At 49.3% G+C, this 16,543-nt stretch carries 17 protein-coding genes; 12 read left to right on the plus strand and 5 right to left on the minus strand.

What is annotated here, in order from left to right; all coding sequences use genetic code 11:
* Positions 1-187: 187 nt before the first annotated feature.
* Both J1781_RS25695 and J1781_RS25700 read left to right on the plus strand, forming a co-directional pair.
* Positions 188-2,881, plus strand: coding sequence for an autotransporter YaiT-related protein (locus tag J1781_RS25695; protein ID WP_217234406.1), 2,694 nt, complete (start codon positions 188-190; stop codon positions 2,879-2,881).
* 186 nt (positions 2,882-3,067) lie between these two features.
* On the plus strand, positions 3,068-3,304 hold the full coding sequence (locus tag J1781_RS25700) for a YobH family protein (protein ID WP_129951795.1): 237 nt from the start codon (positions 3,068-3,070) through the stop codon (positions 3,302-3,304).
* A 63-nt stretch (positions 3,305-3,367) separates the two neighbouring features.
* Here J1781_RS25700 and J1781_RS25705 read toward each other — a convergent pair whose 3' ends face one another.
* A complete protein-coding gene (locus J1781_RS25705) occupies positions 3,368-3,613 on the minus strand; it encodes a DUF2766 family protein (RefSeq protein WP_015697897.1) in 246 nt (81 codons plus the stop codon).
* A gap of 201 nt (positions 3,614-3,814) precedes the next feature.
* On the opposite strand from J1781_RS25705, the gene J1781_RS25710 reads away from it, so the two are divergent.
* From J1781_RS25710 to J1781_RS25720, 3 genes are all read left to right on the plus strand, one after another.
* Complete coding sequence (locus J1781_RS25710; RefSeq protein WP_217157223.1) at positions 3,815-4,006, plus strand: YdfD/YebW family protein; 192 nt, start codon at positions 3,815-3,817, stop codon at positions 4,004-4,006.
* 127 nt (positions 4,007-4,133) lie between these two features.
* Complete coding sequence (locus J1781_RS25715) at positions 4,134-5,774, plus strand: ABC transporter substrate-binding protein (protein WP_217234407.1); 1,641 nt, start codon at positions 4,134-4,136, stop codon at positions 5,772-5,774.
* A gap of 143 nt (positions 5,775-5,917) precedes the next feature.
* Positions 5,918-6,133, plus strand: coding sequence for a DUF2767 family protein (locus J1781_RS25720; RefSeq protein ID WP_129951798.1), 216 nt, complete (start codon positions 5,918-5,920; stop codon positions 6,131-6,133).
* Between the two features lie 65 nt (positions 6,134-6,198).
* On the opposite strand, the gene J1781_RS25725 is transcribed toward J1781_RS25720, so the two are convergent.
* Complete coding sequence (locus tag J1781_RS25725; protein WP_129951799.1) at positions 6,199-6,489, minus strand: hypothetical protein; 291 nt, start codon at positions 6,487-6,489, stop codon at positions 6,199-6,201.
* A 334-nt stretch (positions 6,490-6,823) separates the two neighbouring features.
* On the opposite strand from J1781_RS25725, the gene J1781_RS25730 reads away from it, so the two are divergent.
* A complete protein-coding gene (locus J1781_RS25730) occupies positions 6,824-7,021 on the plus strand; it encodes a hypothetical protein (RefSeq protein WP_129952137.1) in 198 nt (65 codons plus the stop codon).
* Positions 7,022-7,065: 44 nt separating this feature from the next.
* Here the strand turns inward: J1781_RS25730 and J1781_RS25735 are convergent, their stop codons facing one another.
* From J1781_RS25735 to icd, 3 genes are all read right to left on the minus strand, one after another.
* Positions 7,066-8,574, minus strand: coding sequence for a GGDEF domain-containing protein (locus tag J1781_RS25735; RefSeq protein ID WP_217139548.1), 1,509 nt, complete (start codon positions 8,572-8,574; stop codon positions 7,066-7,068).
* Between the two features lie 377 nt (positions 8,575-8,951).
* Positions 8,952-9,437: an anti-virulence regulator CigR family protein gene (locus tag J1781_RS25740; protein ID WP_217234408.1), complete on the minus strand. Its 486-nt coding sequence runs from the start codon at positions 9,435-9,437 to the stop codon at positions 8,952-8,954.
* Positions 9,438-9,628: 191 nt separating this feature from the next.
* On the minus strand, positions 9,629-10,882 hold the full coding sequence (icd, locus tag J1781_RS25745) for an NADP-dependent isocitrate dehydrogenase (RefSeq protein ID WP_015697904.1): 1,254 nt from the start codon (positions 10,880-10,882) through the stop codon (positions 9,629-9,631).
* Positions 10,883-11,014: 132 nt separating this feature from the next.
* Here icd and rluE point away from each other — a divergent pair, with 132 nt between their 5' ends.
* The 6 genes from rluE to phoP all read left to right on the plus strand — a co-directional run bounded on the left by rluE (position 11,015) and on the right by phoP (position 16,531).
* On the plus strand, positions 11,015-11,641 hold the full coding sequence (rluE, locus tag J1781_RS25750) for a 23S rRNA pseudouridine(2457) synthase RluE (protein WP_129951801.1): 627 nt from the start codon (positions 11,015-11,017) through the stop codon (positions 11,639-11,641).
* Positions 11,634-12,080 (plus strand): NUDIX hydrolase, encoded by a 447-nt coding sequence (locus J1781_RS25755; protein WP_129951802.1) that lies wholly within the window; start codon positions 11,634-11,636, stop codon positions 12,078-12,080. The genes rluE and J1781_RS25755 overlap by 8 nt, the downstream gene beginning before the upstream one ends.
* A 247-nt stretch (positions 12,081-12,327) precedes the next feature.
* Positions 12,328-13,437, plus strand: coding sequence for a tRNA 2-thiouridine(34) synthase MnmA (mnmA, locus tag J1781_RS25760; protein WP_129951803.1), 1,110 nt, complete (start codon positions 12,328-12,330; stop codon positions 13,435-13,437).
* A 192-nt stretch (positions 13,438-13,629) separates the two neighbouring features.
* A complete protein-coding gene (gene hflD, locus J1781_RS25765) occupies positions 13,630-14,256 on the plus strand; it encodes a high frequency lysogenization protein HflD (protein WP_015697908.1) in 627 nt (208 codons plus the stop codon).
* A gap of 23 nt (positions 14,257-14,279) precedes the next feature.
* Entirely contained in the window at positions 14,280-15,650 is a 1,371-nt protein-coding gene (gene purB, locus J1781_RS25770) for an adenylosuccinate lyase (protein ID WP_217139230.1), read from the plus strand.
* A 206-nt stretch (positions 15,651-15,856) separates the two neighbouring features.
* The gene (gene phoP / locus J1781_RS25775) at positions 15,857-16,531 is read left to right on the plus strand and encodes a two-component system response regulator PhoP (RefSeq protein WP_129951805.1); all 675 of its coding nucleotides are present in this window, start codon (positions 15,857-15,859) and stop codon (positions 16,529-16,531) included.
* Positions 16,532-16,543 lie beyond the last annotated feature (12 nt).

Raw genomic sequence — 16,543 nt, forward strand, 5'->3', positions numbered from 1 at the left:
ATCTTTAAATAAAGTGACTTTTTGCGGATATTTCCAGGAACTTCCTTGTTGAATTATACCACCCGTTAAAATATCATCCCGCCGTCGAACAGTTCTTCTGTCTCTTCAGTTATATAAATGAAAGCATAATGGCTGAATTATTTTTCAGCTGATTCATGCTGACTATTTTTTGTTGAGGGATTAATAAATGCATGCATGGAATAAAAAGTTCTTCGTTTCTAAAATAGCGCTAGCCTGCGCTGTTGCAGTCGCGGCCCCCGTAGCAATGTCAGCCGATATTTCTGGCACCGTTTACGATACGTTCTATCATGACTCCACGCTGGCGGGTCATATCGGATATCGTGGGTATGTAGATAATGATGGGGCTGACACCCGCTATACTGGCGGAGACATCGACTCTTCTATCAATAATGCTGTCGTTAATGGTGTTATTTCCACTCATTATCTCGGTTTTGATAGCAATAACAGCAACACGTTGAATATCACCAATACCACGGTTAACGGCATGATCACCTCTGAGTGCATGACAAGTGATTGCGGCACAACCCGTAATGATTATGACCAGTCTCCTTTGCAATTGATCATTGATAACTCCACCATTAATGATACTTACGAACACTTCGATTATGACGTTACTGATGATAATAAAATTCGCGACCATGAATCCCTGAATACCTACGATATGGGTGTTGCAGTGACATTGAATCAGGAAAGTAACATCGTTATCGAAAATAACTCTCACGTCGCGGGCATTGCACTGACGCAAGGCTACGAGTGGGCTGATACAGACAGTAATAACAGTAATACTTTTGATAATACCCTGACGGTAAATGATTCCGTGCTGACTTCGGGTTCTTACACAGAATTACAAACCAGCGGTTTCTACGGCCAGTCGGATAAGCCAAGTGATTACGGTAATATCAGCGCGGCGGGTATTCCGGCTGATGATATTGCGTTATCTGTTGTTGCCAGTGCAACCGCTGATAATGCAATGAAAACCAATGCCATATTCAATAATTCAACCATTGCAGGTGATGTCGATTTTGTCAGCACCTTCGACGAAGGTTATTATGTCGGTGGTCATGACAGCAATACCGATGGCGTGCCGGATACCAATGGTTGGGATGATACAGATGAACTGAATCTGACGCTGGACAATGGCAGCAAATGGGTTGGTGCAGCCACTTCTGAAGTTCAGATGGATTCAGCCTTGTATGACCACAGCACTAACAGCATCTGGCCGGGCTCTGTCTTCAGCAGTACCACCGGCTATCTGACGGGTGATGATGTTTATCAAAGCGGTCTGTTTAATGTCGCGCTAAACAACGGTTCCGAATGGGACACGACTAAAACGTCAAATATTGACAACCTGACGGTTAATAACCGGTCTCAGGTCAATGTCGTTGAATCTGGCCTGCTGGCAGATCACATCTCTCTGACCAATGCATCAACGCTGAAAATTGCTGCACACGGCGATGTTAAAACAGATGTACTGAACCTGAACTCAGGCAGTCAGGCATCGCTGACTGAAGAAAGCGCCTCTCTTTATGCCAACACCATTGTAGTCGGTAGCGGTTCTGAGCTGAACCTGGATTTAGGGCAGATTGATACTCATAACATGGTTCTGACTGATAGCGGTACTTTCGATATCGGAAGTCGTGAGTATGTCCTTAACGCCGACATGAATAATGCACGTGACAAAACTGCCGCAGATTATATTTATGATCAGGGCACCCTCGGTATCAACTCCGATGGTCATCTGGCCGTGAATGGCGTAACAAACGGCAATTATCAGGTCCGTATCGATAACGCGACAGGTGAAGGCCAGGTTGCTGATTATCAAAATAAAGAGCTGATCCGTATCTACGGCGGCAATGCGACCTTTACTCATGCTAACACCGCTGATCTGGGTGCTTATCGTTATCAGGCAGAGCAGTACGACGATACCGTAGTACTGGCCAGGCAAGGTATTACCTCTACCGCTAATGCTGCCCTGAGCCTGCCTTCTTCCAATGCTGCAACCTGGCATATGGAACAAGACACGTTAGAAGCCCGCATGAACAGTTCACGTCACACCCAAGGCAATGATAAAGGAGGTGTATGGGTCAACTACTTCGGCGGTCAGCAAAACGGCGACAACGGCGTGATTGATTACGATCAGGACGTCAATGGCGTCATGGTTGGTTTGGATAAAGTCACCGAAGGGGGCGGCGAGCGGCAGTGGCTGGTAGGTATGGCTGCAAGCTTCGCGAAATCCAGCCTGTCTATGGATAATGCGGATGCGGATACTGACAGCCAGTCAGCACGTGTTTACGCCAGTCTGGACTTCAACACCGGCGCATTCTTTGATACTTCCCTGAGCTACAGCCACTTCAGCAACTCAACAGACAGCACCATGAGTAACGGTCAGCAAGTATCAGGTGATAGCTCCACTGATGCCTGGGGCTTTGGTCTGAAAGTGGGTTATGACTGGCAATTCGCACCTCAGGCTTATTTGACGCCTTACGCAAGTATGACTGGCGTGTTTATCGGCGATGATGATTACAGCATGAGCAACAATATGCATGTCAGTGATCAGGCTTATGACAGCATACGTTATGAACTGGGTGGTAATCTGGGTTATTCCTTCGATCTGGGTGCAGGTCAGGCAGTCAGCCCTTACGCCACGCTGGCGTATGTGTATGAGGATGCTAACAACGACGCAAACATCAATGGCGACCGTATCGACAATGGCGTTGATGGTTCCGCTGTCCGCGTTGGCTTAGGGGGGCAGTTCGACATGAGCAAAAACTTCACCGTTTACGCAGGGGCTAATTACCTTGGTGGCAGCGATGTTGACCAGCCGTGGGCAGCTAATCTGGGTATGAAATACCGCTGGTAATCTTCCCGGTCTGAATAGCATTCTTCAGTAATTTATTGGCCTCTTTTCAGGGGCCAATTTTTTTTTAGCATCTTCACGGTTTTGCTGATTAGGATTCTGCTGCAGTGACATTTTCCTGGAAATAAATTCTACTATGCTTATCAACCTCCTGAATCGTTCAGGACAAGGGATTTAGGGAGTTACAGAATGGGCATAATTAAAACCATCATCGTGCTGGCCGTCATTTACGCGATTTTTCTTTTCTCGGGTTATGGCGTGACAGTTGGCAGCAATGAGAATGCTGCAGGGCTGGGTCTGAAATGCCAGTACTTAACAGCAAGAGGAATTGTCAGCTCGCAATATATTCACTCTGACAGTGGCGTCATCGGCGTGGCAAACTGCCCCATTTTCAAGCGGGTGGGTGAAGTGGTCGACAATAAATAGGCCGGATATTTTTACGTTGTACAGCGTTGTCATGCCCGCAAATGCAGGCATGGCAACGATTTGTCAGCTATCGTGCTTCGTGAATTTCAGCTCGATCAAGGAAATGGCTTTCTCAATAGCACGCTTTGTCACAGGATCAGCTCCGGCAGGATGCTTGCTGAAATCAATACTTTTCAGCTGATGAGACATTTTCTCGCGCACTTCCGCTGGCGCAATAATTTCAATCACATCCAGTATTTGTTTAATTACCAGCTGGCATGCAACCAGATCGGATTCGATTTCCTGTTCTCTGTTCAAAGACTCGGACATGAGCTGCTCCTTTCATAACGGTCATTCATAAAAATTATGGCCGCGAGGATATCACGCTCTTTCCTGAAATTCTCTTTTCTGCATCGTTACGTTTTTGCGGTTAAACAATGCGGATAAATAAGCAGCAAACGCGCCTCGCCGGATGTTGCCAGGCGCATAATAGTTCTATGCTTAACAGGATGACAAAAAAGGAGAGGCGCTATGTTCGCACTTGTTTTGACTATTTGTTATCTGGGCGGAGGATGTGAAGAGTTAGTGGTTGATGCCTTTAATACTCAGAAACAATGCACGGTCGCTATGCATCAGCAAGGGCTGCGCCAGGCTGGCTGTTATCCCATCGAAGATTTTATCGATGGTTACTGGATCCCTGCCCATGAGAACGCTGACTACTGAACCTTTGTGTCAGCATTCACATGGCGAGACAAAAAATGTCTTAATCATTGCTAAAGTGCTCGAAGAAAGGTATGAATACCCTGTTACTCATTGATATTTAACCATATTGACAGGGCAGGAAATGGCAATGACGATACGTAAAACTTATGGGTGCTATAAAAAACTTCCTCTCGCACTCCTTCTATCCGGTACTTTCATGGCTTCATTCGCCACGCACGCTGCAAATGTTCCTGTAGGTGTCGAGCTGGCAGCCAAACAGGAAATTGTCCGTAATAATGGCAGTGAACCTGCATCCCTTGACCCGCATAAAGTCGAGAGCGATGTGGAATTTAATATCCTCAGCGATCTTTTTACCGGACTGGTCACTATCGATAATAAAGGCAATGCGCAACCTTCACTCGCGGCTAGCTGGGATACCAAAGATAACAAAACCTGGGTCTTCCATTTACGCCCCGGCATCGTCTGGTCGGATGGTTCGCCCATCACCGCGCAGGATGTCGTTTTCAGCTGGCAACGTCTGATCGACCCGAAAACCGCTTCACCTTATGAAAGCTATCTGGGCAGCATGCACGTGTTGAATGCCGGCGACATTATTGCCGGCAAAAAAACTGCCGACCAGTTGGGTATCAAAGCGCTGGATAAGCAGACGCTGGAAGTTACGCTTGATCAACCGCTTTCCTATTTTCTCGGCATGCTGGCGCACCCGTCTCTCTCCCCAATCAGTCAGGCGGATGTGGAAAAATACGGCGATAAGTGGACTCAGCCAGGCAATCTGATCAGCAGTGGTCCGTTTAAACTCGATACGTGGACGGTCAACGAACGTATCACTGCCGTACGTAACCCGAACTACTGGGATAACGCACATACTGTCATCAATAAAGTCACGTATTTGCCGATTGCTTCCGGTACCGCCGACGTTAACCGCTATAAGGCCGGTGAGATCGACATCACGTCTACCGTTCCTTCGCCATTGTTTGCTTCACTGAAAAAAGAGCTGGGCTCACAGGTTCATGTCAGCCCGTATCTGGCCGTTTATTACTATGCGATGAATACCCAGAAGCCGCCGTTTAATGATGTTCGCGTGCGTAAAGCGCTGAATCTGGCGATTGATAAGTCGATCATTGCCGGTAAAGTAATGGGTCAGGGGCAAACACCAGCCTGGCATCTTTCTCCGGATAACACCGGCGGTTTTACTTTTGCCAAACCTAAAGAAGCCAGCCTGACACAGGAACAGCGTAACGAAGAAGCTAAAAAGTTACTGACTGAAGCCGGTTTTGGTCCGAACCATCCGCTGAAATTCAACCTGCTGTATAACACTTCTGAAGCGCATCAGCGCATTGCCATTGCTGCGGCTTCAATGTGGAAAAAGAATCTGGGCGTCGATGCCGTTTTACAGAATCAGGAATGGAAAACCATGCTGGATACCATGCATCAGGGTACCTATGAAGTGGTGCGTTATGCGTGGATTGCAGACTATAACGAACCCTCCACTTTCCTGAATACCCTGCGCACGGGTAACAGTGAGAACACGCCAAAATTCAATAATGCCGCCTACGATAAGGCACTCGATGATGCGTTAAAAGCCACTAACAAAACGGACGTGGGCAAAGCTTATCAGCAGGCGGAACAGGTATTAACCGAGCAGTCGCCGGTCATTCCTTTGTACCATTACGTCAGTACTCGTCTGGTCAAACCGTACGTAGGGGGATTCAACGACAGCCTGCTTAATTACGTTTACACCAAAGATTTATATGTAATTAAGCATTAATCTGCCTTCCTCTCCTTACGGCAATGGATTGTCCGGGGAGAGGCATTTTCAAATGCTCCGCACCGCCCGTCTTTCCACTAACCCACTTGCCACGCGCAGCCCAGATGATAGATTGTACGTAAATCACACAAACGGGAGCTGTTATGAAATTCTCGGACAGTGAGATCCAACCGCTTTGGGATGAAGTGGCGCGTATTATCGGTGATGGCGTCATTCAGATGCGCCACAGAGGTGAGCCTCTGAGTGCCGATGCGCTGATTGGCTATCTCGACGAGCAACTGACCCGCGCGACAGGTGTCCAGCGCCGTATCATGCTGGGCGCAGCAATTAATATGCTAAAAGCCGACCGGCGTTGCTGATCCTGCGGCACTACAAAACCTCGCAGCCTTTTCGGGCAACGAGTCATTCATTTATGATCTGTCCTTCACTTCCTGGATTGTGCCGCACGCCCCTGCGCAAATAAGAAAATGCGCTGGGTAATATCATCAGCACCCAGAATATTCCCTTTCTGCTCCAGATTAGCTCTGGCATAAGCTACGTCATGGGCCTGGTCGACCATACTGATCACCCGGTCACGAGTCGGTTTATCCAGTATTCCCAGTAATGTCGTCAAAATCGCCTGATAGGCATTAGAAGCATACGTCAGGTGTCTTTCACGTTGTTCCAGCGCGTCAATGCGAACCATCAGGGCCTGCAATTGTTCTTGATGCGTCATAGCGGCATCCTTCTTCACGGGTGGAAAATAACCGGAGACAGCGGAGCGAGCAGACCTCCGCAGGTTACTTGCCTATAAGTCTAGCAGATGTAATAAAAATAAAGCCCTTCCCTTTCAACGTATAAAGTAAACCTTTATTCAATGTGCCGTTAACCGCTTCGCCAGTTGTAACCGCAATAAGTCGCCAATAGCCGCCGGCAAACGGTTTATCTTCTCTGAGAAGTAACAGCGGCAGTACCTGCTTACAGATAGCAAAATGACAAACCGCAGGGGTTATGACATTTTCTGTGACAGCATTATTTGTTCATTGGGGAGAATTGAGTTGAAAAAAACGATGTTGGGTATAGCCATTTTCAGCATGATGTTAGTAAGTTCATTTGCTCAGGCGGAAGGATGTCTTAAAGGCGCAGTGGCGGGAGGCGTTGTCGGTCATCTGAAACATCACGCTGTACTCGGCGCGGTGGCAGGATGCGCTGTCGGGCATCATCTCGCAGCGCAGGCCAAAAAGCAGCAGGTTGCAGCGGCTAAATAAACAGCATCAGGGCCGCCGGGTGCCCTGATGAGATGAATTTCTACTTATTCATGAATAACAATCATGCGATTACGTCCATCCTGCTTGGCTTTATATAACGCCTCATCGGCTTTCTTCAGCGAAGCGTCAGGTTCACCCGATAGCTGATTGCAATGTGCTACGCCTAACGAAATGGTAATCGGGCGAATACCCGGCAAGGACATTTTTTCCACATTAAGACGCAAACGTTCTGCAATGATTTCAGCTTCGGCAAGCCCTGCCCCCGGCAGTAAAACCAGGAACTCTTCTCCGCCAACGCGGCAGAGAATGTCACTTTCACGGGCATTATTGCGGATTTGCTCTGCCAGAGATTTAATCACTTCATCACCGATGTTATGCCCGTACGAGTCATTAATGGATTTAAAATGATCAATATCCAGCGCAATAACCGAAAACTGCTGGCGTTGCTGAATCACTGATTCCAGTGTCATCGCCAGCCCGCGCCGGTTGAACAACCCTGTCATCGGATCCGTCTGCGTTTCAAACTTGAGCTTGCCAATCTTTTTCTGCAGCAAGTTAATACCCATCAGCAAGGCACGCTTGAGCTGGGTTGATTCAAAATACCATGACGGAATTTCACGGATATTCGTCGAAATATCCGGCTTATCCATTTCATTGGCACTTCGTGCCAGCAGCCAGAGCGGATGCGCAATCATACGCGAGCATAGCCAGACGCAAATCAGCGTCAGTAATGCCAGGGGTGTCAGATGCTTGAGCACCTTGATCATTAACCCTTCCAGCGGCTTGAGCGTCGCATCGGTCGGCCTCTGGGTAATGATTTCCCAACCAGACGACGGCACTACCGCATAACCGGCCAGCATCGCTTCTCCGGCCAGATTGGTGACCATCAGGCTACCATTGGTATGTTGTTTTACCACTTCCGTCACCGGACGCGGTTTCAGCACTTCCCCGATACGAAACGCATCCGGATGATAGAGAATGCGGCGCTCGTTATCGAGTACGGCAATATAGGAACCATCGCGGTAATAATGCTCGCCGAGTAACTCATTCAGAATGCTTTTCTGCCGCAGATAAATGGTGCCGGCAATATAGCCGAGGTATCTGCCGTCGCGGTGGAAAATAGGTGCCGATATCACAATCACCAGATTCTGAGCGGCAGAAATATAAGGTTTACTGATCAGCGGGCGGCGCTCTTTCAGTGCTTCAAGAGCACCGGGCGTATTCAAAATACGGCCGACCATCTGCAGGCTGTCAGGAGAAGTGGCCAGAATTTTGCCTTGCGCATTGGTCAGCACGACAGAGTTAAAACTGTCTGTCTGGTATTTCAGTCGAGCCGTTTCCGCCTGCAGGATTTCACGATCGTCAAAATGGCCCGCCGCAATTGTACTGCTGTAAGCGAGCTGTTTTTGCATGTTTTTTAGAAACTGTTCCGTGCTGGCAGCCAGTTTCGTCGCATAAACACGGTTCTCTTCAAGCGTATTGTCGATCAGTAACTGGCGCTGTACACGATAACTGGCATAAAAGCTGTTGGCCAACGTCACAAAGGCACTCATCACAGCTAAAATCAGAATCAGGCGTCGCAGATCAATACGGAACAGAGAGCTGGAAAGGAGTGAGCGCAACAAAAAGTCATACCTGTGGTAGAAAGTGGCTCATATTTATCACCACCGCCCCACATGCACAATAAGGCAGGAAAAATAAACCATTATCTGCCTGAATCTGTAGCGAAAAAAGTTCACTGGCAAGCGGAACATTCTTCAGATAATGATTGATTTAGCCTTAGTAGGATTTAATGCGTAAACCCTTTACGGGATATCCCCTCATAGTCACCTTCATCGTGGTGCGCATAAAAAACTGCACCTTACTCAGTTGGGTGTCCAACTTTTGGGGTGCAGTCCAATACGGGGCTTAAAAGCGTGTTATGTCAATTTTAATCGAATACGCCATTAATAATCGAAGTAACAATTGCCGTACTCAGAGCAACCAGAACTAAATCATCACCCACGGCCCGCCATTCATAACCAGGGTAATATGGCAACTCGTTCAGCATTGCGGCAGGAACCGCTTTCCTGGCGATTCCCGGCGGCAGGGGTTTGCCGCGCATCAGGTTTTTTGCGATTCCTGGCGGTAGTGACTGATATCCGGTCAGTCCATAATTTATTGCGAGTGAACGGGCACGTGAGAAGCTGATATCTGACGAGACATGGTCCGGCTTACCGTAATTTTTACGATTCCCCGTGTGCTCGGCTGATTTACCATTTCCCTGAGCTTTATTGCCGTGGTTATTGCCATTGCTATTACCGTGGCTATTGCCGTTGCCATTGCCATTGCCGGGATTAGCAAAAACCGGCGCTGTAAGCACTGTCAGAGAAATAACCGCCGCCAGAGCAATCCGGAATGTGCGACGCGTAAACATGATGGTTTTTCCTTGAGGTGAATGACACTTTTAAAGCTATGTTAGAAACCTCACTTCCACAATCTCACGTATTCTTATTTATATTTTTAAAGCGATGGAAAACTTAAGAAGAGTTTTGCAGAAGAACTTTAGGCGGGATGAAAAACAAAGGGGGCGCGATGCCCCCGATATCTACTTCAACAATATCGCAATTACATATTGGCGATCATGTCGTCGGCAAACTCGCTACATTTGCGCAGCTTAGCGCCTTCCATTAAACGTTCAAAATCGTAAGTCACCGTTTTGTTGGCGATAGCGCCTTCCATGCCTTTAACGATCAGGTCTGCGGCTTCGAACCATTCCATATGACGCAGCATCATTTCTGCGGAAAGGATGATTGAACCCGGGTTCACTTTGTCCTGACCGGCATATTTCGGTGCAGTACCGTGAGTCGCTTCAAACAGCGCGCAATCAGAACCGATGTTAGCGCCCGGTGCGATACCGATGCCGCCAACCTGCGCCGCCAGGGCGTCGGAAATGTAGTCACCGTTCAGGTTCATACAGGCGATCACGTCGTATTCAGCAGGGCGCAGCAGGATTTGTTGCAGGAATGCATCAGCAATCACGTCTTTAATGATGATGTCTTTGCCGTTGTTCGGGTTCTTGATTTTCACCCAAGGACCGCCGTCGATCAGCTCACCGCCAAACTCTTCACGCGCCAGCTGATAGCCCCAGTCCTTGAAGGCACCTTCGGTGAACTTCATGATGTTGCCTTTATGAACCAGCGTCAGTGAATCACGGTCATTGGTGATGGTGTATTCAATCGCCGCACGAACCAGACGTTTGGTGCCTTCTTCGGAGCAAGGTTTGATACCGATACCACAATCTTGTGGGAAACGGATTTTCTTCACGCCCATTTCGTCTTGCAGGAACTTGATCACCTTATCGGCTTCAGCAGAACCGGCTTTCCACTCGATACCTGCATAGATATCTTCGGAGTTCTCACGGAAGATCACCATGTCAGTATCTTCAGGACGTTTAACCGGGCTTGGCGTGCCGGTGTAATAACGTACCGGACGCAGACAGATATACAGGTCGAGTTGCTGGCGAAGTGCCACGTTCAGGGAGCGAATGCCGCCGCCAACAGGTGTGGTCAGTGGCCCTTTGATAGCAACACGATAATCGCGGATCAGATCAAGGGTTTCTTCTGGCAGCCAGACGTCTTTACCGTACAGTTCTACGGATTTCTCGCCGGTATAGATTTCCATCCAGGAGATTTTACGCTCGCCTTTGTAAGCTTTCTCTACAGCCGCATCAACGACTTTGATCATGGCTGGCGTTACGTCAACACCGATACCATCACCTTCGATAAACGGGATAACAGGATTATTAGGAATGACCAGTTTACCCTGAGCGTCTACTGTAATCTTTTTACCTTCAGCCGGAACCACTACTTTGCTTTCCATTAACCTCTCCTTCGAGCGCATTTTTGTTAAAAATTTGTAAGATGCCGGTCGATATTACTCGAATATTTCTCGCTAGCCAATCCGAAACATTTTTCAAGTATAATGCGCTAATTCTCTCTAACTTCAATGCCTATGAACCCGCTATCTTTTAAAAATCACAACGTTAAACGTTTCAGCAAAAGGCCTGCCAAAGAACAATCTGCCTCAAAAGGGCCCAGAAAGGTGATTCTTTTCAATAAACCGTTCGATGTGTTGCCACAATTCACTGATGAGGCGGGTCGGGCAACACTTAAAGATTACATTTCATTAACAGAAGTTTATGCCGCAGGCCGTCTGGATCGGGACAGCGAAGGTTTACTGGTGCTGACCAACGATGGCAAACTGCAGGCTGCACTGACCCAACCGGGTAAACGCACCGGTAAGATTTACTTTGTCCAGGTCGAGGGCGAACCGGATGACACAGCAGTGAAAGCATTACGCGAAGGCATTACGCTTAAAGACGGGCCGACACTCCCCGCCGGGGCAGAAATTGTCGATCAACCAGCATGGCTGTGGGCACGTAATCCGCCGATCCGCGAGCGCAAATCTATTCCGACAACGTGGCTGAAAATCACGTTATACGAGGGAAGAAATCGTCAGGTGCGTCGCATGACGGCCCATATCGGTTTTCCGACGCTGCGTCTGATCCGCTATAGCATGGGCGAGTTTACCCTCGGCGATTTACAACCCGGCCAATGGAAGGAAATTCCACATGTTTAAACCGCACGTTACTGTCGCCTGCATCGTTCAGGCACAGGGAAAGTTTCTGGTTGTCGAGGAAACCATTCACGGCAAAGTCACCTGGAATCAGCCTGCCGGCCATCTTGAAGCCAATGAAACCTTAGTCAGCGCTGCAAAACGCGAACTGTACGAGGAAACCGGCATCCACGCCGAGCCGCAGTCTTTCCTGGGATTACATCAGTGGCAGGCACCGGACGGCACGCCTTTCCTGCGTTTCGCCTTTGTGATTGATTTACCTGAAATTAGGGAAACGGCGCCGCAGGACGATGATATCGATCAGTGCCGCTGGGTTACTGCTGAAGAAATTATCGCGTCTGCGCAACTGCGCTCCCCGCTGGTGGCGGAAAGCATCCGCTGTTACCAGCAATCGCCACGTTATCCGCTGGAAATCCTCCATAATTTCAACCTGCCGGAATAACTCCCCTCGTCCGGTTGTTGTCACGCGCTTAATCAGCGGTGCAGCAACCGGCCCGACGTGATAAAATTTCGCGCTTCACGATTTCCCTCGTGGGAAACCGTTGAAAAGCAGTATCTCTCTGTTCGGGTTTCTGTGGTGTTCGGATTTTTGTGATGTTTTAGTTGCGCGCGGCCTTCATCCTCGTGGGACAAGCATCCGAAAAACACCGTCAGTACCGGGCAATTAATTCATGTGTTTCGGGACTATTATGTCTGACAACAGCCAGAAAAAAGTGATCGTCGGGATGTCCGGCGGTGTCGATTCCTCTGTCTCTGCCTACCTTCTCCAACAGCAAGGTTATCAGGTCGAGGGCCTCTTCATGAAAAATTGGGAAGAGGATGACGACGAAGAGTATTGCACAGCAGCCACAGACCTTGCCGATGCGCAGGCCGTGTGCGACAAGCTTGGCATTGAATTGCACACTGTGAATTTCGCGGCGGAATATTGGGACAACGTGTTCGAATTATTCCTTGAAGAATACAAAGCCGGACGTACACCAAACCCGGATATTCTGTGCAATAAGGAAATAAAATTTAAAGCCTTCCTGGAATTTGCGGCTGAGGATCTGGGCGCCGATTACATCGCGACCGGTCACTATGTTCGCCGCCAGGATATTGACGGTGTCAGCCATTTGCTGCGCGGCGTTGATAGCAATAAGGATCAGAGTTATTTCCTCTACACGCTCGGTCATGAACAGGTCGCACAAAGTCTGTTCCCGGTCGGTGAGCTGGAAAAACCGGAAGTCCGCCGCATCGCCGAAGAACTGGATTTAATCACCGCAAAGAAAAAAGATTCTACGGGGATCTGCTTCATCGGTGAGCGTAAATTCCGTGATTTCCTCGGGCGCTATTTACCGGCGCAACCGGGGGTTATCAAAAGCGTTGACGGCCAGGTAATGGGACAACATCAGGGTCTGATGTACCACACGCTCGGTCAGCGTAAAGGTCTGGGCATCGGCGGGCAGAAAGACGGCAGCGAAGAGCCCTGGTACACCGTTGAGAAGGATGTCGAAAACAACATTCTTTACGTCGCACAAGGCCATGAGCATCCGCGCCTGATGAATGTTGGTCTGATTGCCCAACAGTTACACTGGGTGGACCGCAAAACGCTGACCGCCCCGCTCACCTGCACGGTGAAAACCCGTTACCGCCAGGAAGATATCCCGTGCACAGTCACGCCGCTCGGTGATGACCGCATCGAGGTACGTTTCAATGCACCGGTTGCCGCTGTCACGCCGGGTCAGTCCGCAGTGTTTTACCTCGGTGACGTGTGTCTCGGCGGGGGCGTGATTGAACAGCGCCTGCCGCTTCAGGTCTGATATTTCACGATTATGTGATTGAATACGGGACGCTTTCAGGCGTCCCGCTTTATTTCTGCCCGACAGTGACGCTCCGCGCTGATTCCGAACTGTGTTTAGGGCCAGTTTTATGGCATGATCTGTCGCCATGAATTCGGACTATTTTCTTTGTCACCGCGTCTCATCGTTTCAAAAACGCTTACAGGAGTAAACGTGGCTAAAAATTATTATGACATTACGCTGGCTTTGGCGGGGATCTGTCAGGCAGCACGCCTGGTCCAGCAACTGGCACATGAAGGTCATTGCTCACAGGAAGAAATGTCAGTTTCACTGCGCAGCCTGCTGGAGATGAACCCGGCATCTACGCTGGCGGTGTACGGTAATAATGAAGCCAATCTGAAGATGGGACTCGAGACATTACTGGGCGTGCTGAACGCCAACCGTCAGGGGCCTGGCGCTGAATTAACACGTTACGCATTAAGCCTGATGGTGCTTGAGCGCAAGCTCTACGCCAACAAAGCCGCCATGAATCAGCTCGGTGAACGTATCGATCAGCTCGATCGCCAGCTGGCACATTTCGAACTGGAATCTGAAACGATGATAAGCTCTCTGGCCTCGATTTATGTCGATGTGGTCAGCCCGGCCGGTCCCCGCATTCAGGTGACCGGTTCACCGGCCATTTTGCAAAATTCACAAGTGCAGGCAAAGGTCCGCGCCATTTTACTGGCCGGCATTCGCTCCGCGGTGCTGTGGCACCAGGTGGGCGGTGGTCGTCTGCAACTGATGTTTTCCCGTAATCGCTTGTTTGAACAGGCGAAGAATATTCTCGCTCATTGTTAATAAGATCCCAGGAGTTGCTACCGATGGAATTATCCTCACTGACCGCCGTTTCCCCCGTTGATGGACGCTACGGTGATAAAGTCAGCGCGCTGCGTACTATTTTCAGCGAATTTGGCCTGCTGAAATTCCGTGTGCAGGTTGAAGTACGTTGGCTGCAAAAACTGGCAGCCTGTGCAGAAATCAAGGAAGTTCCTGCTTTTGATGCCGACGCAAACGCTTTCCTCGACAAGATTGTGGCAGACTTCGATGTTAATGACGCACAACGCATTAAAGATATCGAAAAAACTACCAACCATGATGTGAAAGCGGTTGAATATTTCCTGAAAGAAAAGGTGGCAACGGTCCCGGCCCTGCACGCGGTATCGGAATTCATTCACTTCGCCTGTACTTCTGAAGACATCAATAATCTGTCCCATGCGCTGATGTTGCAAACCGCCCGTCAGGATGTGGTGCTGCCCTACTGGAAGCAAATTATTGATGCCGTAAAAGACCTGGCACATAAATACCGCGACATTCCGCTGCTGTCCCGTACCCACGGCCAGCCAGCAACGCCATCGACCATTGGTAAAGAACTGGCTAACGTCGCCTACCGTATGAACCGTCAGTTTAAACAACTGCAAAATGTCGAAATCCTCGGCAAAATCAACGGTGCTGTCGGCAACTACAATGCCCACATCGTGGCTTACCCGGAAGTTAACTGGCATCAGTTTAGCGAAGAGTTCGTGACTTCTCTGGGGATTACCTGGAATCCGTACACTACTCAGATCGAGCCGCATGATTACATCGCCGAGCTGTTTGACTGCGTGGCACGTTTCAACACTATCCTGATCGACTTTGACCGCGATATCTGGGGTTACATTGCCCTGAACCACTTCAAACAACGTACCATCGCGGGTGAAATCGGTTCGTCCACGATGCCGCACAAAGTAAACCCGATCGACTTCGAAAACTCCGAAGGCAACCTCGGTCTGTCCAATGCTGTATTACAGCATCTGGCCAGCAAATTGCCTGTATCACGCTGGCAGCGTGATCTGACGGATTCCACGGTACTGCGCAACCTCGGTGTCGGTCTGGGCTATGCACTTATCGCTTATCAGGCGACCATGAAAGGCGTCAGCAAGCTGGAAGTAAACGAAGCAAATCTGGCAAACGAACTGGATCACAACTGGGAAGTGCTGGCTGAGCCAATCCAGACCGTGATGCGCCGTTATGGCATCGAAAAACCTTACGAGAAGCTGAAAGAACTGACACGCGGTAAACGTGTTGATGCCGCCGGCATGCAGGCATTTATCGATTCACTTGACTTACCGGAAGACGAGAAAGTACGTCTGAAAGCCATGACGCCGGGTAACTACATTGGTCGCGCCACCACCATGGTTGACGAACTGAAGTAAGTTTTTAAAGTGTTGTACCAGAGGCGGCCTGCGGGCCGCCTTTTTTAATCCCGTTCCTGCACAAAGCTGCTTATAATTCGTTTAGGTTTTGTTGATGTTCGGCACACCTGTGTTGACCTGAGGTTGATTAAAGTGTTTCTGAATCATTTACAATCGCATGCAGAATATTTAAACCATTTTTCGCGCTGTCAGGATAAGGAATTACCATGCGGATTTTAGTCATTGAAGATAATGCACTGTTACGTCATCACCTCTCCGTACAGTTACGGGAAATGGGCCATCAGGTCGATGCGGCGGAAGATGCCAAAGAAGCAGACTATTTCCTGCATGAGCATGCGCCCGATATCGCCATTGTTGACCTTGGTTTACCAGGCGAAGACGGCCTGAGCCTGATCCGCCGCTGGCGCAGTCATCAGACCAATCTGCCGATTCTGGTCCTGACCGCCCGCGAAAGCTGGCAGGATAAAGTGGCAGTGCTGGAGGCCGGTGCGGATGATTACGTCACTAAGCCATTCCATCTGGAAGAGGTCCTGGCGCGTATGCAGGCGCTGATGCGCCGTAACAGCGGCCTCGCTTCTCAGGTGATCACGCTGCAACCTTTCCAGATCGATCTGTCACGTCGCGAACTGACCGTAAATGAACAGCCAATTAAACTGACCGCTTTCGAATACACGATTATTGAAACGTTGATCCGCAATGCAGGGAAAGTGGTCAGCAAGGATTCGCTGATGCTTCAGCTTTATCCGGATGCCGAGTTGCGTGAGAGTCATACTGTCGATGTTCTGATGGGCCGTCTGCGTAAAAAATTGCAGGCAGAACATCCGGTTGATGTGATAACGACCGTGCGCGGTCAGGGTTACCGTTTCGACATCAGGTCATAATCATCGACATAT

Source organism: Rahnella perminowiae (genome assembly GCF_019049695.1).
GTDB lineage: Bacteria > Pseudomonadota > Gammaproteobacteria > Enterobacterales > Enterobacteriaceae > Rahnella > Rahnella perminowiae.

Excerpts from the sequence above, each read along its gene's own strand:
- J1781_RS25695 (WP_217234406.1), top strand. The coding sequence starts at position 188 with ATGCATGCATGGAATAAAAAGTTCTTCGTTTCTAAAATAGCGCTAGCC.
- J1781_RS25700 (WP_129951795.1), top strand. The coding sequence starts at position 3,068 with ATGGGCATAATTAAAACCATCATCGTGCTGGCCGTCATTTACGCGATT.
- J1781_RS25705 (WP_015697897.1), bottom strand. The coding sequence starts at position 3,613 with ATGTCCGAGTCTTTGAACAGAGAACAGGAAATCGAATCCGATCTGGTT.
- J1781_RS25710 (WP_217157223.1), top strand. The coding sequence starts at position 3,815 with ATGTTCGCACTTGTTTTGACTATTTGTTATCTGGGCGGAGGATGTGAA.
- J1781_RS25715 (WP_217234407.1), top strand. The coding sequence starts at position 4,134 with ATGACGATACGTAAAACTTATGGGTGCTATAAAAAACTTCCTCTCGCA.
- J1781_RS25720 (WP_129951798.1), top strand. The coding sequence starts at position 5,918 with ATGAAATTCTCGGACAGTGAGATCCAACCGCTTTGGGATGAAGTGGCG.
- J1781_RS25725 (WP_129951799.1), bottom strand. The coding sequence starts at position 6,489 with ATGACGCATCAAGAACAATTGCAGGCCCTGATGGTTCGCATTGACGCG.
- J1781_RS25730 (WP_129952137.1), top strand. The coding sequence starts at position 6,824 with ATGTTGGGTATAGCCATTTTCAGCATGATGTTAGTAAGTTCATTTGCT.
- J1781_RS25735 (WP_217139548.1), bottom strand. The coding sequence starts at position 8,574 with ATGAGTGCCTTTGTGACGTTGGCCAACAGCTTTTATGCCAGTTATCGT.
- J1781_RS25740 (WP_217234408.1), bottom strand. The coding sequence starts at position 9,437 with ATGTTTACGCGTCGCACATTCCGGATTGCTCTGGCGGCGGTTATTTCT.
- icd (WP_015697904.1), bottom strand. The coding sequence starts at position 10,882 with ATGGAAAGCAAAGTAGTGGTTCCGGCTGAAGGTAAAAAGATTACAGTA.
- rluE (WP_129951801.1), top strand. The coding sequence starts at position 11,015 with ATGAACCCGCTATCTTTTAAAAATCACAACGTTAAACGTTTCAGCAAA.
- J1781_RS25755 (WP_129951802.1), top strand. The coding sequence starts at position 11,634 with ATGTTTAAACCGCACGTTACTGTCGCCTGCATCGTTCAGGCACAGGGA.
- mnmA (WP_129951803.1), top strand. The coding sequence starts at position 12,328 with ATGTCTGACAACAGCCAGAAAAAAGTGATCGTCGGGATGTCCGGCGGT.
- purB (WP_217139230.1), top strand. The coding sequence starts at position 14,280 with ATGGAATTATCCTCACTGACCGCCGTTTCCCCCGTTGATGGACGCTAC.
- phoP (WP_129951805.1), top strand. The coding sequence starts at position 15,857 with ATGCGGATTTTAGTCATTGAAGATAATGCACTGTTACGTCATCACCTC.